This window comes from Planctellipticum variicoloris (assembly GCF_030622045.1).
GTDB classification, from domain to species: Bacteria; Planctomycetota; Planctomycetia; order Planctomycetales; family Planctomycetaceae; genus Planctellipticum; species Planctellipticum variicoloris.
The window spans coordinates 59227-82016 of sequence record NZ_CP130886.1 but is presented as its reverse complement, the minus strand read 5'-3'; the positions used below and the strand labels follow the sequence as shown (position 1 = coordinate 82016).

At 63.4% G+C, this 22790-nt stretch carries 19 protein-coding genes; 15 read left to right on the top strand and 4 right to left on the bottom strand.

Annotation, left to right across the window (positions count from 1 at the left end):
- Positions 1-338 precede the first annotated feature (338 nt).
- Positions 339-3275, top strand: a complete 2937-nt coding sequence (locus SH412_RS00330) for an MMPL family transporter (protein ID WP_336521508.1) — start codon at positions 339-341, stop codon at positions 3273-3275.
- A gap of 83 nt (positions 3276-3358) precedes the next feature.
- Positions 3359-3715: a preQ(1) synthase gene (queF, locus tag SH412_RS00325; RefSeq protein WP_336521507.1), complete on the top strand. Its 357-nt coding sequence runs from the start codon at positions 3359-3361 to the stop codon at positions 3713-3715.
- A 121-nt stretch (positions 3716-3836) separates the two neighbouring features.
- On the opposite strand, the gene SH412_RS00320 is transcribed toward queF, so the two are convergent.
- Positions 3837-4856, bottom strand: a complete 1020-nt coding sequence (locus SH412_RS00320) for a sugar phosphate isomerase/epimerase family protein (protein ID WP_336521506.1) — start codon at positions 4854-4856, stop codon at positions 3837-3839.
- 389 nt (positions 4857-5245) lie between these two features.
- Between SH412_RS00320 and SH412_RS00315 the strand changes: the two genes are divergently transcribed.
- The 3 genes from SH412_RS00315 to SH412_RS00305 all read left to right on the top strand — a co-directional run bounded on the left by SH412_RS00315 (position 5246) and on the right by SH412_RS00305 (position 8105).
- Positions 5246-5782, top strand: coding sequence for a c-type heme family protein (locus SH412_RS00315; RefSeq protein WP_336521505.1), 537 nt, complete (start codon positions 5246-5248; stop codon positions 5780-5782).
- Positions 5783-6081: 299 nt separating this feature from the next.
- The gene (locus SH412_RS00310) at positions 6082-7485 is read left to right on the top strand and encodes an APC family permease (RefSeq protein WP_336521504.1); all 1404 of its coding nucleotides are present in this window, start codon (positions 6082-6084) and stop codon (positions 7483-7485) included.
- 41 nt (positions 7486-7526) lie between these two features.
- A complete protein-coding gene (locus SH412_RS00305) occupies positions 7527-8105 on the top strand; it encodes an SAM-dependent methyltransferase (protein WP_336521503.1) in 579 nt (192 codons plus the stop codon).
- Between the two features lie 87 nt (positions 8106-8192).
- Here SH412_RS00305 and SH412_RS00300 read toward each other — a convergent pair whose 3' ends face one another.
- Complete coding sequence (locus SH412_RS00300; protein WP_336521502.1) at positions 8193-9278, bottom strand: 3'-5' exonuclease; 1086 nt, start codon at positions 9276-9278, stop codon at positions 8193-8195.
- Between SH412_RS00300 and metF the strand changes: the two genes are divergently transcribed.
- The 10 genes from metF (at position 9262) to SH412_RS00250 (ending at position 18685) form a co-directional block, all read left to right on the top strand.
- Positions 9262-10146 carry a methylenetetrahydrofolate reductase [NAD(P)H] gene (metF, locus tag SH412_RS00295; RefSeq protein WP_336521501.1) on the top strand — a complete coding sequence of 295 codons (885 nt, stop codon included), beginning with the start codon at positions 9262-9264 and terminating at the stop codon, positions 10144-10146. The genes SH412_RS00300 and metF overlap by 17 nt on opposite strands.
- The gene (locus tag SH412_RS00290; protein WP_336521500.1) at positions 10143-10535 is read left to right on the top strand and encodes a barstar family protein; all 393 of its coding nucleotides are present in this window, start codon (positions 10143-10145) and stop codon (positions 10533-10535) included. Before metF ends, SH412_RS00290 begins: the two co-directional genes overlap by 4 nt.
- Positions 10536-10560: 25 nt before the next feature.
- Entirely contained in the window at positions 10561-10971 is a 411-nt protein-coding gene (locus SH412_RS00285) for an SxtJ family membrane protein (RefSeq protein ID WP_336521499.1), read from the top strand.
- Between the two features lie 279 nt (positions 10972-11250).
- Positions 11251-11481 (top strand): DUF5989 family protein, encoded by a 231-nt coding sequence (locus SH412_RS00280; RefSeq protein ID WP_336521498.1) that lies wholly within the window; start codon positions 11251-11253, stop codon positions 11479-11481.
- A 230-nt stretch (positions 11482-11711) separates the two neighbouring features.
- Entirely contained in the window at positions 11712-13280 is a 1569-nt protein-coding gene (locus tag SH412_RS00275; RefSeq protein ID WP_336521497.1) for a prenyltransferase/squalene oxidase repeat-containing protein, read from the top strand.
- A 173-nt stretch (positions 13281-13453) separates the two neighbouring features.
- Positions 13454-14143, top strand: coding sequence for a DedA family protein (locus SH412_RS00270; RefSeq protein ID WP_336521496.1), 690 nt, complete (start codon positions 13454-13456; stop codon positions 14141-14143).
- A 143-nt stretch (positions 14144-14286) separates the two neighbouring features.
- Positions 14287-15942: a sodium-dependent transporter gene (locus SH412_RS00265; protein WP_336521495.1), complete on the top strand. Its 1656-nt coding sequence runs from the start codon at positions 14287-14289 to the stop codon at positions 15940-15942.
- A gap of 167 nt (positions 15943-16109) precedes the next feature.
- Positions 16110-16391 carry a DUF997 family protein gene (locus SH412_RS00260; RefSeq protein WP_336521494.1) on the top strand — a complete coding sequence of 94 codons (282 nt, stop codon included), beginning with the start codon at positions 16110-16112 and terminating at the stop codon, positions 16389-16391.
- Positions 16392-16488: 97 nt separating this feature from the next.
- Positions 16489-18186 (top strand): sodium:solute symporter family transporter, encoded by a 1698-nt coding sequence (locus tag SH412_RS00255; RefSeq protein WP_336521493.1) that lies wholly within the window; start codon positions 16489-16491, stop codon positions 18184-18186.
- 88 nt (positions 18187-18274) lie between these two features.
- Entirely contained in the window at positions 18275-18685 is a 411-nt protein-coding gene (locus SH412_RS00250; protein ID WP_336521492.1) for a hypothetical protein, read from the top strand.
- Between the two features lie 103 nt (positions 18686-18788).
- Here the strand turns inward: SH412_RS00250 and SH412_RS00245 are convergent, their stop codons facing one another.
- Both SH412_RS00245 and SH412_RS00240 read right to left on the bottom strand, forming a co-directional pair.
- Complete coding sequence (locus SH412_RS00245; protein WP_336521491.1) at positions 18789-20258, bottom strand: ATP-binding protein; 1470 nt, start codon at positions 20256-20258, stop codon at positions 18789-18791.
- Positions 20259-20479: 221 nt separating this feature from the next.
- Positions 20480-22768, bottom strand: a complete 2289-nt coding sequence (locus tag SH412_RS00240) for an ArnT family glycosyltransferase (protein WP_336521490.1) — start codon at positions 22766-22768, stop codon at positions 20480-20482.
- Positions 22769-22790: the final 22 nt, after the last annotated feature.

Here is a 22790-nt window from a genome sequence, read left to right as displayed (position 1 = left end):
GATTACGCAGAATCCAGAAACCGAAGACTTCTTGCCCAAATTGCGAGCAAACCGCTATGATCCGGCACGCGGCCTGGCGGCAATGCTGCCTAAGCCGTTGTCCGGGCAAGACTTGCCGCAGCAATCCGGGTGGGATGCGAACCTGATCCGAACGGATGGATTGGGAGGAGCCGGTTCGCACCGGATTGAGACTGAGGGTGGTTTCGCCGATGAACCTGATATCCGCCGCTTCGGAATCCCGGAGCCCTTTCCGCTTCACATCTCGCAACGGTTTCGACACTCGGCCGCAGGATGCGGTGTCCGGAGCGCGAAATTGTTTCGTCGGTCAGGGATGATGCATGTCCAACTCCGCACATGACGGCGACGCCTCCGTGCTGTCGGACATGCTGCGCCGCGTGACCCGACTTTCGGTCAGCTATCCGCGGCTCACCGTCGGACTGGTGGCCGTTTCGGCCCTGGCTTGCGCGATCTACGCCGGTGTCTTTCTGAAGTTCAAGACCGACCGCTCGGACCTGATCGACCCCTCCGCCGCCTATCACCAGCGGTGGCAGCGGTATGAGGAGGCCTTCGGCGCCACCAGCGACATCGTGGTCGTCGTCGAAGCCGAGAAGCCCAACACCATCAAGCAGGTCCTCGACCGACTGGGCACCCGCCTGCAGCAGCAGCCCGACCTCTTCACGCATGTCCTGTTCAAAGTCGAACCGGGCCGGCTCCGCAGCAAAGGGCTGCAATACCTCAGCCCGGAAGCCCTTTCGACCGGACTCAACCGCGTTGACGATTACCGTCCGATCCTGAACGGCCGATGGGATCTCATTCAGCTCCAGAGCCTGCTGCCGCGTTTGAAGCTGCAACTGCAGTCGGCGAGTGCGCGCGGCCCCCGGGAGGCTGAGAACCTGCTGCACCACGCCGACCGGCTCACGTCGTCGATGGCGAGTTTCTTCGACGACCGGAACGAATTCCCCAATCCCTGGCCCGACGTCGTTCCGGTCGAACCCAAACTCGCCGAACGGGCCAGCGAAACGGTCTACCTGCTCAGCGACGACGGCACGATGGGATTCGTCATGGCCTCCCCGGCGAGCAAGGGAGATTCGTTCGAAGGGGCGTCCGAAGCCATTGACGCCATGCGCAAATTGACCGACGAAGTCAGGGCCGAGTTTCCCGGCACGAAGATCGCGCTGACCGGAATTCCGGTGCTGGAGAACGATGAAATGCGCCGTTCGGCGCAGGACAGCACCTGGGCCTCCCTTCTGTCGTTTGCGGGCGTCGCGCTGATTACGATCTGGGGCTTCCGCGGCCTGCGGCATCCGCTGCTGGCAATGCTGATGCTCGGCGTCGGCATGGCCTGGTCGTTCGGCATCGCGACCGCAGTGGTCGGCCACCTCAACATTCTGTCGGTGTCGTTCGCCGCCATTCTGATCGGGCTGGGCTGCGACTTTTCGACCCATATTCTCTCCCGCTATCTCGATCTCCGGCACAAGGGCGAAGACGTCGCCGAAGCGATGGTGGACTCCGCCGGGGTCGTCGGGGGCGGCATCGTCACCGGGGCCATCACGACCGCCCTGGCGTTCTTTTGCGCCACATTCACCGATTTTCTGGGGGTCGCAGAACTGGGCATTATCGCCAGCGGCGGCATCTTGGCCTGCCTGATTGCGACGTTTACGTTCTTTCCCGCCGTCGTCGTGCTCGCCGACCAGAACGCCCCGGCCCGGACGTTGCCGAACCCGTTTCAAGGCAAATGGCTCCGGAAGCTGACGCAATTCTACCCGGGACTCACGCTGGGATTTGCGATCGCGTTGTCGGTCACCGTCGGAGTCTTCGCCTGCCGCTGGACCGACGGCGCCCCGAAACCCCTGCTGAAGTACGACCACAATCTGTTGAATCTGCAGGCGACGGGCTTGGAATCGGTCGAGACTCAGAAGCGGGTCTTCGAATCCTCCAAGCATTCGCTGCTGTATGCGATTTCCCTGGCGGACTCTCCGGAGGAAGCCCGGCGGCTGAGACAGAAATTCGAAGCTCTCCCCAGCGTCCACCACGTCGAAGAGCTGGCGACGCGCCTGCCCGATCGGGGGGCCGGAGAAACCAAGCTGCTCGTGCAGGCCTTTCACGCGGAGTTGGCCCGCCTGCCGGAGCGGCCCCCCCAGTTCCAGCCGGTCATGCCCGACCCGATCGGAAAGTCGCTGGACGATCTGTATCGGTTTCTGCGGATGCGCAAGGATCCCTTGTCGCAAAAGGTGGCCGGTAACATCGACCGGTTCCTGGATGGATTCACCCAGCTCAACGGCGCCGATCAGATGGCGTTTCTGACGGAGTTCCAGTATCGCGTGGCCTATGCTCTGCTGGCGCAGTTTCAGGCCCTGGCGGACGCCTCCGACCCCGAACCGGTCGTCCCGGCCGATCTGCCCGAGGAGCTAATGTCCCGTTTCGTCAGTCCGCAGGGCAAGTGGCTGCTGCAGATTTACCCAAAAGACCAGATCTGGGACATGGCCCCGCTGAAGAAGTTCGTCACCGAGACGCGATCCATCGATCCGGAAGTCACCGGCACTCCCCTGCAGAACTACGAAGCCGCCCTGCAGATCAAGCACAGCTACGAAGTCTGCGCGATCTACGCGATGGTGGTCATCCTGATCGTGCTGCTGGTCGATTTTCTGCCCAAACAGCACCTGGCGTGGACGCTGGGGCCGCCCCTGGTGCTGGTCGTCGGTGCGGTGGCCATTTTGCAGGCCCGCCGGGTTGACTGGTCGCTGAGCTGGGTACTCCTCTCGTACGCCGGGCTGGCCTTCACCATTGCGTCGACCCTGAGTTTCCGCAGCGTGATCGACACGGTGCTGACGATGGCCACGCCCGTCTGCGGGCTGCTGCTGACGTTCGGGCTGATGGGGATCTTCGGCATTCCCCTCAACCCGGCGAACCTGATCATCCTCCCCCTCATCCTCGGGATTGGCGTCGACCACGGCGTCCACATCCTGCACGACTACCACGCGAAACCGAACGAGGTCTATGGCGTTTCCCCCAGCATCGTGAACTCCGTCGTCCTGACGTCGACCACGACGATGGTCGGGTTCGGCAGCATGATGATCGCCGCCCACCGCGGCCTCTACAGCCTGGGGGCCGTGCTGACGATTGGCGTCGGCATGTGCCTGTTCGTCAGCCTGGTCCCCGTGCCCGCCTTGCTGGCGGTCGTTTCTCGTCGGCGAAATGCGGCCCCCGCAGCGGCCGGCGGCGGGACGGTTGCGCCGGCGAGTCAGCGACCGAAGGCCGCCTCGCGCGTCGCCTGACCCGCAGATTGGGCGGGCGGGCGGCAGGGTGCTAGAATCTCACTTTGAGAATTCACATTCCCTGCTGCAGGAGCCCGCGCCCGATGACCGCCCCGTCGCGCGATACGCTGGAAACCTTCGAAAACCCGTGTCCCGGACGGGACTACGAGATCGAAACCGTCTGCCCCGAGTTTACGTCCCTCTGCCCCAAGACCGGCCAGCCCGATTTCGGGACGCTGACGATCACTTACGTCCCGGACGGGAAGTGCTTCGAGCTGAAGTCGCTCAAGATCTACCTGCAGCAGTACCGCAATCACGGCGCCTTCTACGAGCGCGTGACCAACGAGATCCTCGACGATCTGGTGGCCGTCACGGAACCCAAGTGGATGGTGCTGCACGCCGCTTTCACGCCCCGCGGCGGCATTCGGACGAACGTGAAGGCGGAGTATCGCAAGGCGTGAGGAGCGTTGATCGTCGATCGTTGAGGAAGAGTCAAAGCGGGAGGCACGCCGACCGCATAGCCTCAGGGCGTGCCTCCCGAATTTCTCAACGCAGAACCCTCAACGCTCAACGATTTGTTCCTCAAAATCCCCGCGCCGTGCGGATATCGCCGAAATCCCGCAGGTGGTAGTCGATGCCGACGTAGTCGAGCACTCGGCAGAGTGAGCGGACGGCGACGCCCATGCCATCGGGACCGCTGAAGCCGCCGAACTGGCCGCCCCCCTTGAGATGGGGCTCGAGTTCGAGGAAGACGCCCGGCGCGCCGAGCTTCCGCATCTTCTTCTCGATCTTCGGGAGGTGCTCCTTCAGGTCGCGAAGAATCAGTTCATGTCCCGAGTCGCCGACATCGGCGGGAACGAAGTTCTTCAGGCGTTCTTCATCGACGACGCCGGTCCAGGCCAGGCTGGAGTCGATGCGGTAATCCTTGATGTGCATCCAGCCGAACGAGTCCCGCATCGCGACGTATTCGGCGCAGCAATCGATTCCGTTGACGTTCTGGCAACTGATGTTCGCGCCGTCGAAGATGCAGACCAGGTTCGGCTTCTTGATGGCTTTGGCGAGCGCCGCCAGCAGATGGCCGTTCTGTCCGATCAGGTTGGCTTCGACTTCCAGCCCGAAGATCAGCCCGACTTTGGCGCAGACGTCGACGATCGGAATCAGGCGGTCGGCGGCCTGTTTGACGTACTGCTGCGGATCCTGGCCCTGCGGATGGTAGAACGAAAAACCGCGGATCATCGTCGCGCCGAGCGCCTCGGCGGCCCGGAGCGTATCCGCAACAGTGGTATTGAGATAGGTCTTCGGATCGACGTATTTGTTGTGCGATCCGTCTTCGATATCGAGCAGTTTCACTTTGCCGATCCGCGAGCCGATGCTGCAGACCGACAGCCCGTATTCCTTCTGCAGCTTGGCGAGCTGCTTGAATTCCTCTTTCGACAGCTCGGTGACGTGCTTGACCTGGCCGACGCCGGCGACGTCCACGAAACGCGGGCTGTAATACTGCAGGCCCAGCGCTGCCAGGGCGGCAAACTGCTCGACGGCGGACTTGGTGTTGGCGGCTTCGTCGGCAAACGCAGAGAGGATGACGGAGGGCTTTTCGGACATCGGATCTTCCGGAAAGAGAGGCAGGGGACACGAGCCAGTCACTCGCGTCAGAGAATGCCCCAAACCGGTCGGGATCGGCAAGTCCCAGCCGTGCAATGACGAGTCCCGCGCTCAAACTTGGGCCGCCGATCTGTGACCGTTTTCCCAAACCGGCTGGTGTCCCCGGCTGTGGATTGCCTGATGTCGATTGCAAAACTGGCGCTGGGTCGTCGCGGACTCCGACGCCAGCCCCCGGCGCATTGATCCGCAAAATTCTGGATGTCGAGATCCAGTTATTGACAGCATTGAAATCGTCAGCCAAAATTGGACCCGAATGTACTGATTTCAGCCGGCACAGGGGCTGACTGCAGATCAGTGGGTTGTTCACCGCTTGCGAGGAGCCCGTTAAAATGCGTCTGACTCGACTGACCGGGGGATCGCTGATCGCCCTCCTGATCGCCGCTGGCTGGCTGGGAAGTCTCAGTTCCGGAATCGGACAGACTAAGGCCCCGGCCGATCCCGCCTTGGAACGGACCCGCGACCAGGTCCGGATGCTCGACGACCTTTACAAGACCGTCGTCGTCTTCATCACCGACAAGTATGTCCACAAGGACACCGACGTGTCCGCCGGGACCGCGGCCGTCACACTGTTCAGCGCGATGAAGGCCAAGGGCTGGCACGATATCCGCCTGGTCGACGCCACCGACCAGCCGTTCGAGGAAAACAACTCCCCGAAGGACGCCTTCGAAAAGTCGGCGGTCAAGGCCCTCAAGGGGGGCAAGACCTACGTTGAAGAAGTCGTCCAGATCGACGGCAAACCCTTTCTGCGGGCGGCGACTCCCGTCCCGGTCGTCATGAAAAAATGCGTGCTGTGCCATCCGCACTACGCCGACGTGAAGGAAGGCGAACCGATCGGCATCCTGAGCTACATCGTCCCGATCAAGTAGTAGAGTCTGCTCTGCCAACGAAGCGAGTGGGTGGCCGGGGCAGGAGCGTCTTCGCGATGCCCCGGTCTTTCCCGGGTTCTGCGAAAACCGGGGCGGTCCAGCCCCGGCCACCCGGCCCGGGACGCTCATTCGAACTGTCGCGGCCGACGCGTCCTCTGGGAGGCGTCGGCCGTTTCGCTTTCTGGCGGGCCGACATTCGGCATCCGGCGCGGCCGACGGTATGCTGACTCGACCTTGTCAGCCGGGTGGCCTAACAGCTCCCGGATGGCGTTCGACAGACTTGCCGTCGGGAATGCTCCGTGTCAGCGATCGCCCCTTCGCGTCCAGCGCTCGGACTGTGGGACTCTGTCAGCCTGATCGTGGGCATCGTGATCGGCACCGTCATCTTCCGGATGCCGCCGTTCATCTTCGCCAAGGCGGGCGGACCCTGGACCGGACTGGGCTTGTGGCTGGCTGGCGGACTGGCGGCCTACTGCGGCGGGCTGGTCTTCGCCGAGCTGGCGACCGCCTACCCCCGTTCCGGCGGCGAATACAACTATCTCACGCGGGCCTTCGGCCGCTGGGCGGGGTTCGCTTTCGGCTGGGCGCAACTGTCGGTCGTCCAGACCGGGAGTATCGGTTTTCTCTCCTATGTCGCCGGGGAATATGCGGCGCGCCTGTTTGGTTTTCCGGAAGCTTCGATTCCGTGGCTCGCGGCGGGGGTCGTGGTCGTCATCACGGTGCTCAACATGGCCGGCGTCCAGGCGGGACGGCGGGTGCAGAATACGCTGAGTCTGACCAAGCTCGCCGGGATGACGGCGCTGATCCTGGCCGGACTGCTGCTGGGTCGGGCCGATCTGGCCAGCCCGTCCGCTGTCGCCGCCGTCGAGACCGACTGGTCGACCGCGTTTATTCTGATTCTGTATGCGTATGGCGGCTGGAACGATGCGGCGTACGTGGTCGCCGAAATCAAAGACCCGTCGCGGAACGTCCCGCGGGCGCTGTTCCTGGGGATCGGAGCCGTCACCGCGGTCTACCTGCTCTGCAATCTGGCCTATCTGCGGGCGCTGGGTTACGAGGGACTGTGCGCATCGCAGGCCCCTCCCACCGATACGCTGCAGCTCATCGCCGGCGTCCATGCCGCGAACCTGATGAGCATCGTGGTCCTGATTTCCGCCCTCGGGGGTGTCAACGGACTGGTGTTCGCGGTCAGTCGCGTCCATGCGGCACTGGGAGCGGATCACCCCTTGTTCTCTGCCTTCGCCCGACGCGATGCCGCCGGCCGGTCCCCCGTCTGGGCGCTGGCCGCACAGGGGCTGGTGACACTCGGCATCATTCTCGGGGTCGGGACCGATGCCGGACGCGGGATCGTCGACGCCCTGTTTGCCCCGGTCGGGCTGGGGCCGATCCCCTGGGGCCAGTTCTTTGGCGGCTGGGACACGCTGTTTGCCGCGACGGCTCCGGTTTTCTGGCTGTTTTTCCTGATGACCGGCGTCTCCTACTTCGTCCTGCGGTGGAAGGACGCCGCCCTCGAACGGCCCTTCCGGACGCCGCTGTTCCCCGTCATTCCGCTCGCTTTCTGCGCGGTGAGCGTGTTCGGTCTGTGGGCGGCGTGGAAATATGGCGGCGTCCTGTGGCCGCTGGTGGCGACGCCGCTGGCTGCCGGTGTACCCTTATTTGCCCTGAGCGAGTGGCTCCGGCTTCGCCGACGGGCGGCGAATTGACCCGGTCCGATTTTGCCCCGGTTGAGTTTCGGAGATTGGCGATGCTGCGTGGGTGGCTGATTCCGGTGGTGCTGCTGACGGCCGTCGACATCGTCGTTGCAGAGGACGCCTCACCCCGTCCCCCCAAGAAACCGGACGTCGGCTATTACGCCACGACGCAGGACGTCGTCGACAAGATGCTCGACCTCGCCAAGGTGACAAAGAAGGACCACGTCTGCGACCTCGGCTGCGGAGACGGGCGATTCGTCGTGACGGCCGCGAAGAAATTCGGCTGCCGATCCACAGGCTACGAACTCGACCCCCAGCTCGTCGCGACGGGGCGGACGAAGATCCGCGAAGCCGGTCTTGAGAAGCTGGCGAAGATTGAAGAGCAGGACATCTTCACGGCCGACCTCGCCGACACCACCGTCGTCATGCTCTTTCTGCTTCCGAAGCTCAACGCCCGGCTGGTACCCCAGCTCCAGAAGATGCCCCCTGGCAGCCGGATCATCACCCACGAATTCGACATCCCTGGTATCCAGGCCGACCAGGAGCTGACCTGGGTCTCGAAGCAGGACGACAGCGAACACCTGCTGTTTGTCTACACGATTCCGCTGAAGCCTATGCTGGACAAGAAGTAGATCCTGCCTGGCGGCGCACTGGGGGCTGAAGGTCACCAGTGCCACCCGGTGAAGAACGCCCATTGCCGCCGAATGCGGCATCCTCGCCTATCCCAGCTCCGAGTTGGCAGCATCCGCCACCGGCGGCGTCTGGGGTGGCGTCCAGTCGCCCCAATGGGAGAGATACTCCGCGTAGGCCGGCACTGTGGCGGCCTGCTGTTCGAGCCACTGGCGGGTGGCGGCGACCAGTTCGTGTTCCTTTTCGAGCGTCAGTTTGCCGAGGAGGACGCGGGAGCGGAGAAAGACGAAGTAGGTGTCGAGGACGTCGCAGCGGCAATAGTCGTTGACCGCGTCGACCTGCCCGGAGTCATACATGTCCTGGACTTGCGAGCCGTCCACGCCGGTCTTGCCCGGCTTGCCGATCAGGTTGGCCAGCAGATTGAGTCCGCCGGTCAGACGGGTCGCTCCGAAGTTGGACATCAGATCGTACAAGTCGAGGTGAGCGTCGGAGTTATAGCGATTCCTGGACTGCTCGAAGCTGCGGGCTTCGACGTTGAACCAGGCGGGGACCGAGTAGCCGTAACGGAAGGCTGCCAGCTCCAGAACCGGCAGGTCGTAGCCCCGCCCGTTGAAGCTGACCAGCGTCGGCCGGCCGTAGTGATTCCAGCCCTGCCAGAAATTTTTGGCGATCACGTGCGGGCGATACTGGGGCGCGTCGAGCGTCACCAGGTCCAGCAGCTTGTATTCCGCATCTATTTTCGCCACCGCGACCGAAATCGGAAGCATGAACGTCACGGGCAGGATGTCCTTCCCGTTCTGCTCCAGCAGCTCGGCCCGGTATTTCGCCAAGGCCGCTTCGGGGGGCAAGCCTTGCCCCGGATAGCGGATTCGGGAGACCAGTGCGCCGTCGGCAATCGCCTCGATATCGAAAATCAGGTAACTGACGGCGGGACGGCGTTCTTCGGGAAACACGGCAGCGCTCCGGGAGAGAGGTCGGCGGGTCTCGATGTTGAGGTCGAGAATGTCGCGGCCGCCGCCGGAAGTCCAGAGCCTGAGCAATCCGTGGACCGGGTGACAGCCATGACAGCGGTAGCGGGATTCCGGTATGCTCGTCGCACGATCGAGGGCGGAGGCGCGGACGGCGCCCCCCTCCGGTGCGGTCCTATAAGGAACGGGAATGCGGATTCGGGACATTTACGCACAGCGCCAGTTCGGCCTGTCGATCGAGATTTTCCCCCCTAAGACGCCGGAGGGGGACGAAGCCTTGCGACAGACGCTGCGCGAGCTGGCTCCGTTCGGGCCGGCCTTCGTCTCCTGCACCTACGGCGCGGGGGGCTCGACGAGCAAGCGGACGGTCGAGTGGTGCCGGGAGATCCAGGAGCAGTTCTCCCTGCCAGCCACCGCCCACTTCACCTGCGTCGGCAGCACGCGCGACGAACTCGTGGAGTGGCTGCAGTTCGCCTGGACAGCCGGCATTCGCAATATCATGGCGCTTCGCGGCGACGCGCCGGCCGGCCAGACCGAGTTCCGGGCGGTCGCCGGCGGACTGGGGCACGCCAACGAGCTGGTGTCTCTGATCCGCGAGGAGTTCCCCGAGATGGGGATCGGCGTCGCCGGCTATCCCGAGAAGCACCCGGAAGCCAGCGATCTCGCGACCGACCTGCGTTACCTGCAGCAGAAGGTGGCCTGCGGGGCGGATGCCGTCTATACGCAGCTCTTCTTCGACAACAGCGCCTTCCTGCGGTTTCGAGAGCAGTGCGAGCGAGCCGGCATTCGCATTCCGATCATCCCCGGAATCATGCCGATCACCGAATTCGCCCGGATTCAGAGAATCACCGCCATGTGCGGCGCGAAGATCCCGGCGGGTCTCGCTGCCCGCCTGGAAAATGCTCGCGACGATAAGGCCGCGCAGTTCGAGATCGGCGTCGATTTCGCCATCCAGCAGTGCCGCGAACTGATCGATCAGGGTGTCGCGGGCATCCACCTGTATGTGCTCAATAAGTCGCACGCCGGCCAGCGGATTCTGGACGCACTGGGTCTCCTGCCGGCCAGCCACTCATGACCGACGATCTCCCCGGCTTTCATTTCGGTTCGTGGTCGAAGCGGCTGATGCCGCTGGGGCGGATCGTGCGCGTCCCGGCAGACATGCGTCGCAAGCAGACGCTGCTGGAGCTGCTGGCGAAAGGCCTGAGCCTTCCCGAAGATTTCGCCTGGCACTGGGACTCCTTCTGCGATTGCCTGAAAGATCTGAGCTGGCTCGATAAGCCTCCGCAGGCGGCCATCGTCCATGCCGACGTCCCGTTCCTGCAGCACTCCGCCCAGCGGGCGCCGTACTTCGCGGCGCTGCGCGAGGCGACGGAGTGGTGGGCCGAACAGGGAACCGGCGAGCTGATCGTCGCCTTTCCCGCGGAGGACGAGGCTGAAGTCCGTCGGATTCTGGAAAACCTCTGAAAGTTCACCGGGAGGCCGGCGTCGCATGCTGACTATCAAGCACCAGCCGACCGATCGCGACCTGCGCTGGTTTGCCGGGCTGCTGCTCCCCTTCATCGCGGTCGTGATGTGGGGGGTGTGGCGGCGGACCGGGTGGACCACGCTGCCGGTCGTGCTGATCGCCCTGGCGGCGCTCGTCACTGTCATCGGTCTCATCCAGCCGCGGGTAATTCGCCGGGTCTACCTCGGCTGGGTCTATGCGTTCTTTCCTCTCGGCTGGGTCGTGTCGCACCTCATCCTGGCGGCGACGTTCTATCTGGTCTTCACGCCGCTGGGCCTGCTGCTGCGGCTATCCGGCCTCGACCTGATCGGCAGGCGCTGGGAACCGGAGCGGAAGACCTACTGGACGGAGCGCCCGGCCGCACCGCCCGCCGAGAGCTATTTCCGGCAGTTTTGACGAGGACGGTTCAAATGGTGGAAGACGGCCGGAACCGTGCCCCATATGCTGTGATAGTGCCGCAGAATCTGGGGAACGTGCTCCTGGGCCGAAGGGGTGGCTGAGGTCGAGTCTTCGAGCCCTCAGTTTCTCACCACTTCGCTGGGGGCGGCCCAGAGCGGCCGACCCCAGCCACCCGATATCAGATCCGATCTGCGTAAGTCGCAACACTATGACAAAGTCGCTGTTGTCGAATCAGGGATCGCCGCTACGACATTCAACGGTGGATCGGGAACCGCAATGACTGACACTTCTTCCTCGCCTCAGAACACGACCGGACAATCCGCCAACCAGAGCTTTCAGCAAGCTGCGGACGCTCCCGATCCCGGCATCATCCGGGAGTTCATCGATTTCCTGTCGACGAGCAAGAAGTGGTGGCTGACGCCGATCATCGTGGTACTGCTGCTGGTCGCGGGATTGGTGCTCCTGGCGGGCTCGCCGGCCGGGCCGTTCCTGTATTCGTTGTGGTAGCGAGTGGCAGGGGCAAGCCGGTCCACCATCAACGGAACGCGAAGTCCCCCTGGATCGCGCCCCGCACCTCGGCCCCCGCAGGTGCCCCGCACGATTCTCCGGAAGCCTGCTGGGGATGAGACCTCGTTGTTGACGAAGGGTTTCGACGGCCCTAGGATTCCCGGTCCGATCCGCGTGTCTTGCTGCCCCCCTTCGAAATCAGAACTTACGGCCACCACTTCGAGGCGGACATGAACAGTCCCAAGGCCCCTGCGTCGGGAGGGGTTCCCGCATCGCCACAGGCCTCGGCCTTGTCACAGCAGCCGCGTGAGGGCGCCGGCCGGCCGACCATTCGCGACCGGGTCGGACCGCTGAAGCCTGAGCGCCGTCCGGTCGACTGGAAGAGCACGGCGACGACGACGGGGATCAGCCTGCTGGTCCATGTCGTCGTCCTCTTCGTCTGCTCGCTGATCGTCTTGGATCACGACAATCTGCGCGAGATCGTCACGGTTCTCGTCTCGACGAAAGAAAACGACCAGGAGCCGATCGTCGAGACGACGATTCAACCAGACCAGATCGACGAGAATACGTCTGAAATCACTCCCCAGCAGAGCGTGACGGACTTCGTTTCAGACATCCGAGCGCCGGTCAATCTGGATGTCAGCGATGCGGAGCCGCAGGTGGTCATTGACGAAGCCAACCTGCCGGGACTGGCCGGCATCAAGGTGGGCGATCAGATGGCGGGCCGGTCGTCGGCGGCCAAGTCGGCGATGGTGAAGAGGTTTGGCGGCAGCGATGCCAGCGAACGGGCCGTGGCCACGGGGCTCAAATGGTTGAAGTCGCGACAATTTCCGGACGGGAGCTGGAGTTTCGACCACGCCGCACACCCCGACAACCAGGGAACGTGGTCGCAGCCGGGGACACTGAAGGAGGTCCGGACAGGTTCCACCGGACTGGCGCTGCTGGCCTTTCTCGGAGCCGGCCATACTCCCGACAAGGGGGACTATCAGCAGGAAATCCAAAGGGGTTTCGACGCCCTGGTGAAGCTCGGCAAGTTGTCTCCGGCGGGGTTCGACCTGCGCGGCACCCCGGAAAGCGGCCACGGTCACACCGCAATGTACTCCCATGCGATCGCCACGCTGGCTCTTTGCGAAGTGGTGGCGATGACCGGGGATGTTCGTTACCGCCAGCAGGCCGAAAGTGCGGTCCGGTTCATTGTGAATGCGCAGGATCCGAAAGGGGGCGGCTGGCGCTATGCGCCGGGGGATCCGGGCGACACCTCTGTCGTCGGCTGGGAAGTCATGGCGCTCAAGGCCGCATCGCAGGCCAGGATGCGGATTCCGCAGGGGGTCTTCCGGAAGGCCGGAACGTTTCTCGACAGCGTCGAATATGAGAAGGGGGCGAAGTACTCGTACACGGCCGTTCCCAAAACGCCGCCGACCCCCACGCTGAGCGCGGCCGGGTTGCTCTGCCGGATGTATCTGGGCTGGGACAACCGCAGGCCAGCGTTGAAGGCGGGGGTGGCGTATCTCGATGCGGTCAAGCCGATGACCAACAACATGTACTACAACTACTACGCCACCCAGGTGCTGCATCACTGGGGAGGCGAAGAGTGGGACCGGTGGAACGACGTGATGCGCGAGCAGCTCGTCCGGACGCAACTCAAAGACGGCCCGGAAGCGGGGAGCTGGGACGTCGCCGATCCGCACGGCAGCGTCGGCGGTCGGCTGTTCATGACGTCGCTGTGCGTGATGACGCTCGAAGTCTACTACCGTCATTTGCCGCTCTATCAGCGGGATAAGGTGAAGGTCGAATTCTGACCGGCGTTTCCCGCAGTATCCGCACAGCCAGTCCAGCGGGCACGTGACCTGCGGTCTCCCTGCGAAGCTCGCATGGTGCGCGCCTCGGATTTGTCCTATCCTGAGGTCGTGGCCCGCCTGAAGGGTGTACACAGGCCCACAGCTTTCCTGCGCACTCTCGATCCCGGACGCCCATGGACTCCGTCAAATACCTGTTCGACCTGCTGCTGCACTTTGACGAGCATCTCAAGCAGATGGTCGAAAACTTCGGGAGCTGGACCTACCTGTTCCTGTTCCTGATCGTCTTTTGCGAAACCGGCCTGGTGGTCACGCCATTTTTGCCGGGGGACTCGCTCCTGTTTGCGGCGGGGGCCGTCGCCGCCCTGGCGCCCGACACGATCAACCTCTGGGTGCTGATGGCCCTGCTGCTGATTGCCGCCATCGCGGGCGATGCCGTCAACTACTCGATCGGCTACTGGATCGGCCCCCGCGCCTTCAGCGGCAAGATTCCGCTCCTCAAGCAGGAGTATCTGCTCCGCGCCCAGGCGTTCTACGTGACGCATGGCGGCAAGGCGATCTTCCTGGCCCGCTTCATTCCGATCATCCGCACCTTTGCCCCCTTCGTGGCGGGGATCGGGCGGATGAACTACGCGAAGTTTGCGATGTACAACATCATCGGCGGCGTCGTGTGGGTCGTGACCTTTCTGCTGCTGGGCTACTTCTGCGGCAACATCCCGTTCGTCAGGAAGCACTTCGAGATCGTGATTCTCGGAATCGTCGGCGTCTCGTTGTTGCCGATCGTCTGGGAAGTCGCCGTGGCCCGCCTGCGCGGCCGCAAGCTGGCGGAAGTCCTCCCCGCGGATTCCCAGCCTCCGCAGGCCTGAATTTCCGGATTGCGGCGAAATGTCTCATCTTTCGTCGTGGAAACTGGCGTCCGGGGCGGGTCCGTGATTAGGATGTCCCCCGTCCGGTCGGGGGACCTGGCGCTGACAGCGTTTCTGGAGACGTGACGTACTGAGGGACGGGCATGAGCGGAAGCGAACGGTGGGCCTCCCGGGTGGGACTGGTGCTGGCCATGGCGGGGAACGCCGTGGGGCTGGGCAACTTCCTCCGGTTTCCCGCCCAGGCTGTCCAGAACGGCGGCGGCGCGTTTCTCATTCCCTACTTCGTCTCCCTGGCGATCGTCGGTTTTCCGCTGATGTGGATGGAATGGACGATCGGTCGCTACGGCGGTCAGTTCGGACATCATTCGACCCCCGGCATGTTCGATGCGATGGGGCGCGGTCGGCTCTGGAAGTACTTCGGGGTCTTTGGACTCTGGAACTGCCTGCTGATCGCGGCGTTCTACCTCTACATCGAATCGTGGTGTCTGGCCTACGCCGGGAACTCGCTGCTGGGGGGCTTCCGGTCCACGACCGGGAAGGAATACTACGACTATCTGCTGGGAACGCGGGAGAATTCCGTCATCGCCGTCGGCGGATTCGGCATGCTGATGTTCGGCGTCTGCATTCTGATGAATCTCTACATTCTGTCCCGCGGCCTGGCGAAAGGAATCGAGATTGTCTCCAAGATCGGCATGCCGGTCCTGATCATCTTCGCGACGATCCTGGCGGTGCGCGGGCTGATGATCTCGCCCGAGACCGATCCGCACGCCGTCGCCAGCCCCTTCGAGGGGTTGAATTTCGTCTGGAATCCGAAGTTCGACTCGCTGCTCAATCCGACCGTCTGGCTGGCGGCGGTGGGGCAGACGTTTTTCACGCTGTCGATCGGCATGGGGTCGATGCACTGCTATGCCTCCTACCTGCGTCAGAACGACGACATTGCGCTCAACGGCGCCGCCGGGGCGTGGACCAATGAGTTCTGCGAAGTAGTGCTGGGGGGGACGATTCTGATTCCGATCGCCGTGGCCTATCTGGGACTGGAAACAGTCCAGGGGAGCTCGGGGTTCGGGCTGGGGTTCATGGTCTTTCCGCAGCTCTTCAACAACTGGGGCTCGTTTGCCCCGCTGGCCGGTTTCCTGTGGTTCGGCCTGCTGTTCTTTGCCGCGATCACCAGTTCGCTGGCGATGGGTCAGCCGATGATGGCCTTCCTGGAGGACGAGTTCGACCTCCCTCGCGAGAAGTGCGCACTGCTGTTCGGGGCGATGCTGCTGCCGCTGGCCCTGCCCGTCGCGCTGCTGCATTCCAAGACGTTCTTCGACGAGTTCGACTTCTGGGCGGGAACGTTTTCGCTCGTGGTGATGGCGGTCGGCGAAGCGATCCTGTTCTCATGGGTCTTCGGCGCCGGCAAGGGCTGGGAAGAACTGATGCGGGGCTCCGATCTGAAGGTGCCCCGCATTTTCTTTTACATCATGAAGTACGTCACGCCGGTCTTCCTGATCGTCATCCTGGTCGCCTTCATGCTGAAGCCGCAGGCCGGGTGGGATACCTACCTCGCGGCCGCCGCCGGCCAGAAGGAGGCGCCGCCGTGGGAATGGGCGCCGGACGGAATGGTCGGCATGCTGCTGCACCGGGACCTGCCGATCCCCGACGGAGCGCATCCCGACGAAGCCGCCTTCGTCAACAATCTGAAGCTGGTCCGGACTGTTGATCGCGGAGTGATGATCGCCACATTTCTGGGGCTGGCGGGCCTGGTCGCCGTCGCGTGGAATCGCCGCAAGCTGAAGTCGGGAGCCGCCGTATGACCGTTCTCGCGTGGGTGTTTCTGGCATCGACCTGGTCGATCATCATCGGCTGTACGCTGTATTCGTTCTACAAGCTGCTGTTCATATCGCGCGGGCTGGACGAAGATCCGAAGTAACGCCGCCCCCAGCCGCATCGATTTCCGTTTTGTCACCGAAAGGCCGCCGCGATGCCTCAGGAAGATCCCGTCCTCACCAGTTCCCGCCGGGAAATGCTGGTCGCCTTCGGCATCTGGCTGACCGCCACCGTTTACTCGCTGAGCTACTGCGGGCTCTACGGCTACAACCGCGACCCGGCGTCGCTGAAATTCGTGTTCGGCTTCCCCGACTGGATCTTCTGGGGCGTTGTCTTCCCCTGGGGGCTGTGCACCGTCGCTTCGGGGATCTTTGCGTTCGGCTTCATGCGCGACGAGGATCTCGGCGATCCGCATCCCGAGGAATCCGACGGCTGAGTCCCCGCCAGCACTTCAACCTCACCTTCGAGCCTGCACCTGCGTCCCTCCCGCCCGCTGAACCCTCCCGACTCCCCGCTCGCCCCGAGGACCACGCATGCCCGAAGTTATCCTGGCAGACGCCCCTTCCCCCGGTCTCGCCGTCCTGGGGGCTCTGCTCGTCTTCATCGCCGCCTCGGTCTGGCTGGGGACGATGGCCCAGCGGTCGCTCAAGAAGCAGCGGTTTCTGGAAGGATTCTTTCTCGGCAACCGCGGCCTGGGCGCGTGGACGCTGGCCCTGACCGCCACGGTGCAGAGCGGCGGCACCTTCATGGGCTTCCCCGCGCTGGTCTACAGCCACGGCTGGGTCGTGACGCTCTGGATCGGCAGCTATATGGTCGTGCCGCTGACGGGCTTCGCCATCGTCGGCAAACGACTCGCTCAGATCTCCCGCAAGACGCAGACCGTGACGGTCCCCGATATGTTCCGCGAACGCTACGCCGCTCCGCGCGTCGGCCTGACCGCGTCGCTGCTGATCATCATCTTCCTGAGCTTCACGATGATCGCCCAGTTCAAGGCCGGGGCGACGATCATGAAGCTCTCGATTCCCGGCAGTGGGGCGTTTGTCCTGTCCGAAGACCTTCCGGTCGAAATCGACATGAAGTTCTACCTCGGCCTGGCGGTGTTCGGCGTGACCGTCGTCGGCTACACGATGATCGGCGGCTTCCTCGCCTCCGTCTGGACCGACCTGTTCCAGAGCGTGATGATGGCGTTCGGCGTCATGATCCTGCTCTGCCTCGCGCTCCCTGCCGCGGGCGGGATGGAGCAGGCGACTGTCGTCGCCATGGAGCGGACCGGACCCGGCTATGTGTTCGCACCCGGCTACGAGCCCGGCGGACGCGATTTCCTGCCGATCGGTCTGGCGATTTCGATGTTCTTCATCTGGGTCTATGCCGGCTTCGCCACGCCGGCCAGCATGATCCGCGTGATGGCGGCCCAGAACACCGAGGTCATGCGGAAGTCGATCTGTCTGCTGGCCTGCTACAACTGCCTGATCTACGTCCCGCTGATCATGATCTGCATCGCCGCCCGGGCGATTCTGCCGGACTTCAATCAGCCCGACGAAGTGATTCCGCGAATTGCCATGCACGTGACGCAGGACATTCCATTTGGCGGCCTGCTGACCGGACTGATTCTCGCCGCGCCGTTCGGCGCGATCATGGCCTCCGTAAGCTGCTTCGTGCTCGTGATCGCCTCAGGCCTCGTGCAGGACATCTACCTCCGGTTCATCAATCCGAAAGCCACGCAGGACCAGATCAAGTTCGTCACCCGCGCCGCCATGGTCCTTGTCGGCTTCGTCGGCATCGCCGCCAATATCTACCCCCCCAAGTACCTGCAGGCGCTGGTCGTGATCAGCGGCTCGGCAGGGGCGTCCGCATTCGTGACGCCGGCGCTCATGGCCTGCTACTGGCGACGGTCGACCGCGAATGGCGTCATGGCGGCCATGCTTTGCGGCTTCGGCGTCTACTTCGGCCTCTACGCCACCGGCTGGATTCAAACCTGGGCCCTGGCCGTCGGGGGCGAAACTCCGACCGGCCTGGCGGCGACGATTCTTGGAATTCTCGGCCCGGATCGCGGCATCGGCCTGGCATCCGCCGTGCGGCCCTATTACCTGCTCAGCGTCGATCCCGTGCTGTGGGGGCTCGCGGCGTCCGCCGTCGCCGGCGTGGGGGTGTCGCTGATCACCACCCCTCCGCCTGCTTCGCTGGTTTCCAGGTTCTTCGACGCGCCGGAGAAGGCTCCGTCCCCCGCCTGATGCCGCCAGCGGGACGGTCCGGCTAGAATTCGGGGTGGAGCCTCAAACCGAGGCCCGATTTCCTTCCTCCGTTCCGAGCCGAAACTTCATGTCCGCTGGCCCGCCCCACCCCGCTCTGCCCTACCGAACCGCCCTCGCAGTCGCCGTCGGCAGCGCGGTCTGCGTCATGGTCATTACGATTCTCGCCGGCGGCGGACGAGGGGTGATCCATCCCCCGGCGGAATCGCTGGTCTACACGGTCGAAGGCCAGGGGACCGCCGACGTCAAGGACGAATTTGAAGTTCGCGACGGCTGGGAGCTGCGCTGGGACAAGACCGGGAAGATCGATGAGATTCGCTGGACCCGCGACAGCGGAGAGTCCCGAGCATCGCAAGGGCTCCCCGCACAGCCGCTCCACGACCACGGCAGCGTGAACGTCGCCCGCGGCGGCAAATACCGCTTCAGCGTCAAAGGAACCGGTCACTGGAAGATCAACGTCTACCAGTTTGACGTGAAGTAGTCGTCAGGGCTGCGGCCGGTTCGAATCCCGTCACCCCGACTGACATTGCAGTGGCATTGCATTCATGCTGTGGTCGCGTTGACCGGCGCGGTGGAAGAGTCTTTTATCCCAAGCCCTGTGTGAGATCGTTGAGATCCTGCGGAATGATGCCGTGGCTGGTCAGCATGGCGCGTTGATCTGCGTCCAATACTGGCGAGATGCCGACGAGTTGCTTAGACCAGCCCTGGTATTTCGGCATCGTTTGAAGGAATCGTGCGACGTGTTGCTTGAAGTTGTTCACGTCGGATATGAGCTTGCCCGGTGAACGCTTGCAGGAACCAAATCGAATTGTTTCAGTCGTCTCATTGACAGCCACCAGGTCAATTTCGGTATCCGCCTTATCCCAGAATCCTTGAATTCGATGTGTAATGGGAAAATCGCCTGCCCCATTGCGGCTTCGTTCCTCATAAAGCTGGCCCGCCAGTTTTTCCAAGGAACCACCTTCGACATCTGCCAGGCGCTGGTCGGCTTCATCGACGAGTTCCTGAAGCGGCCGAAACGCTATCGCGGAAACCGGATTGGCCAACGCCGCCAGCCATGAACGGAGGAAATTGTCGGTGACGTAGTAACGACTGCGCTTTGCTTCCGGTTTGGCGAACACGGGCAACTTGCGTTCGATCAGCCCAAATCGCTCAATAAGAACCTTCAGGTAGCCGCCCACTTGGGTATCAGGATTTCCGCCGACGTCCCGAATCGCCTGCACAAGTTCGTTGTGCATACGCCCCGGATTTCGAGCCACGAACTTCAGTATCACGTCATATCGCCCCCGCAGTTCACGCAGGAACCAATTCTCGGCTTCTGACCGAAGTGGTGAGGAACTCTCGAAGAAAATGCGACGGAGTATCGTCTTGCGGTCGGCGGCAAGGACATTCTGTTCGTAGCAGTCCCGATAGAACTTCGGCACTCCCTCGAAGAGGTTCCAAAGAAACAACAGGCGCTGAGGACTCGGCTCTGCATGATCTTTGAGGATGGACAGAATCGAGCCGATGTCGAGATGCGTGAGATTGATCGTGTCCGTGACCCGGTTGTAGAGAGGCGCCGTTCGATCTTCGAGCAGGGCCACCATCTCTGTGTGGATCGATCCGAGGACAATCAGCCCGCCCCGTACCTGATCCGCCTTTGCCGCTAATCGATCCACACTCGCCTGCAAGTACGAGCAAAACTGCTCATAGCCCTTGCGATTGAAGTATTGGAATTCATCGAGAACGAGTATGAAGCCACCTTCAGCCATCGACTCCAGGAGCTTCGCCAGTCGCAACAGGTCATTGGGACGAGGATATTGGTTCGCGGGAATATGGAACGTTTCCAGGGCGTCATTGACCGCCGAAAGAACGCCGGTCGGCTCGGAGTCAGGAACCTGCACGTAGAAAACCGGCTGGTCGCTCCTGATCTCCTGCATGGCCCGCTGGATCAGTGTCGTCTTGCCGATTCGGCGGCGCCCCGTCACTTTGGCGAAGAACCAGCGTTTACGGTCGAGCATCCGCTCCAATTCCGCAAGCTGTTCCTTTCGACCGTAAAACTTCCAATCGCCCATGCTATCCTCCAGAGATAAAGCTGCTTTACCAAAGTGAGGTAAAGCTGTATTACCTCGTCGGATTGCGTATTGCAAGTCATTTCTAGTTAAGAGTTTGCGGAACAATTAGGCGAGATTAAATCGTTGCAGCCCGGCTTCCCATCCCCGCATGCCCGCGAGAAAAGTTCGAACGGTGTCCTGTCACCCCGTTCCCGGAATTCGCAACCGTCGGCAAACTGCCGTCACCGTCCGCGAACGCGAAACAACTGACGCGCCACATACAGCGGCGGTTCCGATCCGGCGACGATCTGTTCTGGCGCCCAGCGGCGAATCTCGGCGGCCTCGTTGCCTTCGCCCAGCGGCGCCAGTGCCACCTGGTCCGGCAAGTTGATGGCTCGATCGAGCACGCCCGCGGCCACCAGTTCGTCGAACCGCCGGGGACTGGCGAAATCGGTGTACCCGTAGGTCAGCCGATACCGGACAACTTCGGCCCAGTTGACGTAGAGATGCGTCACGCCGCGGCTGGCCAGCGTCGCAAGAATTTCCTCCGCCGGCTTTAAAGGCCGCTCGGCGGAGGAAACGTCCGGATCGTCGACCCCGCACCACTCCTCAAACAGCGAATGGTCGAAGACCGTGTTGTACGTGACCGGAAACTCCGCATGGAACAGGGCGGCTTCTCCCACGCAGAGCGGATGAAAGTCCGCCGGCAATCCTCCGTCGTCGATCTCGTGCTTCAGGAAACTCAGCACCGGCGCCGCCCGCTGCCGGCCAACGGACAGATCCGTCAGCCCCGCACTGTATCCCACCAGCCCGCTCGTCACGATCGCCAGATTCAGCAACAGTCCCGCCAGCAGCACCGGCGGGACCAGTTTCCGCCGGACGCCCGTCGCACACGCCGACCACCCCGCCCCCGCCAGCAGCGACGCTACCGGCAGCATCGGCACCCAGAAGCGGTCGATGTGGTGCGTCAGCAGGAACCACTCCAGAAACAGCCAGCCCAGGTACAGCGCAATCAGCCCGATCAGCCACCGCCCCCGCTCCAGCAACCACGCCAGCGGAACGAAGGCGAACACCAGCCCGCTGTGCCAGTCGTTGTTGCCGACGAAATCCTGCAGCTTGCGAACCAGATCGACTGCCCATGCGCCGAAGCTGGCATAGTGCGGCAGCGGATGCCCGTGCTGCCATTTGGCATGATCGGCGGGAGTCCAGTCGACGCCGCCGAAGAGCCCGTACGCGAGCGGATAAACCGGATTGCCGGTCTCGCAGAGATTCTTCAGCAGCCACGGACCGGCGACCAGCAGGACCCCGGCGGAGTAGACCCCGACCAGCCAGCCGCGCGTCTTGAGCGACGCCGACTTCCCGCCGGCCCAGACGAGCGCCAGGCCCACGGGAATCGTCGACACCAGCAACCCCGGATACTTGCAGCCGAACGCTCCGCCGGCGAAGACGCCCGCCAGACTCGCCCAGGCCAGCAGCGTTCGATCGATCTTCCCGTCCTTCGCCCGCAGAACTTCCAGCGCAACCCCCGCGGCGATCATCGCCGCGAAAATGTAGGCGCTCAAGCCTCCCTCGGCATAGGCGATGATCGAGATCCGCGTCGTCCACGGGATCGACAGCCAGACCACCGCCGACATCCAGCCGGCGGCCGGCGAGAACCAGCGTCGGCCGAACGCGTAGAGCCCGACCGCCGTCAGCGGGGCGTAGAGCGCAAGGACCGCCTGGCCGACGAGTGCTCCCGTATGCCATTCGCCCCACGCAGCCATCCCCGCCAGCAGAAGCATCTCCGTTAGAAACGGAAAGCTCGTGTAGACATTGTGCGACAGAAACGTGATCCGCCCCTGCTGCAGCCACTCCTTGGGACCGCCGAGATGATACTCGCAGACGTCAAAATCGTTCTGCGGCGTCAGCGAGCCGATCAGCAGCGGCAGCAGAAACGCCACCATCACCGCCCCCAGAACGATTCGCCACGTCGTCGAGAACGGCAACTCCTCCCGCCGTCGCACAGGCCCCGGCGAAGCACACGGCGGCGTCATCCATGCTGCCCAGACGCCGGCGAAAAATCCGAGCGTCCCCCAGCCCCAGAACCAGCCGGCGGCCAGCAGACCCAGCAGTCCCAGGACCAACGTCACGGTCGACAGCACAGTCAGTCCGAGCATCCCGGCGAGATAGAACCGCTCGGCGCGCGTCAGCGCCGCATCGACGCCGACAGCCCGCAGCCCGAGCCGGCCCCAGCCCCACGCCCCCGCCGCCAGTCCCGCCGCGGCGAGCAACAGCGGCAAGCGCTGCAGCAGCCCCGACCAGCCGCCCGGCGGAGCGTCTTTGACCTCGGGAGGGTCGATCACGTCGAGCAGATGAAACGGCGCCGACTGCAGCACATCCAGCCGCGTCGACGGCCGGTTATTGGGCATGTCGAGCGAGTAGAACCAGAGACTGAAGAGGATCAACCAGGCCGCAGCAGCGACGTCGATCCTGCGCGAAACCTCTCCCGGAACATGCCCGGGCACTGCTGCCGGAGGTTTGCGCGGAGTCACTCAGAATCCTCTGTCCTGGGCG

What these genes read in the sequence shown, in the direction of transcription:
- SH412_RS00305 (WP_336521503.1), top strand. Translation starts at nt 7,527, where the DNA reads ATGCTGCGTGGGTGGCTGATTCCGGTGGTGCTGCTGACGGCCGTCGAC.
- SH412_RS00285 (WP_336521499.1), top strand. Translation starts at nt 10,561, where the DNA reads ATGCTGACTATCAAGCACCAGCCGACCGATCGCGACCTGCGCTGGTTT.
- SH412_RS00300 (WP_336521502.1), bottom strand. Translation starts at nt 9,278, where the DNA reads ATGTCCCGAATCCGCATTCCCGTTCCTTATAGGACCGCACCGGAGGGG.
- SH412_RS00260 (WP_336521494.1), top strand. Translation starts at nt 16,110, where the DNA reads ATGCCTCAGGAAGATCCCGTCCTCACCAGTTCCCGCCGGGAAATGCTG.
- SH412_RS00270 (WP_336521496.1), top strand. Translation starts at nt 13,454, where the DNA reads ATGGACTCCGTCAAATACCTGTTCGACCTGCTGCTGCACTTTGACGAG.
- SH412_RS00315 (WP_336521505.1), top strand. Translation starts at nt 5,246, where the DNA reads ATGCGTCTGACTCGACTGACCGGGGGATCGCTGATCGCCCTCCTGATC.
- SH412_RS00265 (WP_336521495.1), top strand. Translation starts at nt 14,287, where the DNA reads ATGAGCGGAAGCGAACGGTGGGCCTCCCGGGTGGGACTGGTGCTGGCC.
- SH412_RS00255 (WP_336521493.1), top strand. Translation starts at nt 16,489, where the DNA reads ATGCCCGAAGTTATCCTGGCAGACGCCCCTTCCCCCGGTCTCGCCGTC.
- SH412_RS00320 (WP_336521506.1), bottom strand. Translation starts at nt 4,856, where the DNA reads ATGTCCGAAAAGCCCTCCGTCATCCTCTCTGCGTTTGCCGACGAAGCC.
- SH412_RS00275 (WP_336521497.1), top strand. Translation starts at nt 11,712, where the DNA reads ATGAACAGTCCCAAGGCCCCTGCGTCGGGAGGGGTTCCCGCATCGCCA.
- SH412_RS00290 (WP_336521500.1), top strand. Translation starts at nt 10,143, where the DNA reads ATGACCGACGATCTCCCCGGCTTTCATTTCGGTTCGTGGTCGAAGCGG.
- SH412_RS00330 (WP_336521508.1), top strand. Translation starts at nt 339, where the DNA reads ATGTCCAACTCCGCACATGACGGCGACGCCTCCGTGCTGTCGGACATG.
- SH412_RS00250 (WP_336521492.1), top strand. Translation starts at nt 18,275, where the DNA reads ATGTCCGCTGGCCCGCCCCACCCCGCTCTGCCCTACCGAACCGCCCTC.
- metF (WP_336521501.1), top strand. Translation starts at nt 9,262, where the DNA reads ATGCGGATTCGGGACATTTACGCACAGCGCCAGTTCGGCCTGTCGATC.
- SH412_RS00280 (WP_336521498.1), top strand. Translation starts at nt 11,251, where the DNA reads ATGACTGACACTTCTTCCTCGCCTCAGAACACGACCGGACAATCCGCC.
- SH412_RS00245 (WP_336521491.1), bottom strand. Translation starts at nt 20,258, where the DNA reads ATGGGCGATTGGAAGTTTTACGGTCGAAAGGAACAGCTTGCGGAATTG.
- queF (WP_336521507.1), top strand. Translation starts at nt 3,359, where the DNA reads ATGACCGCCCCGTCGCGCGATACGCTGGAAACCTTCGAAAACCCGTGT.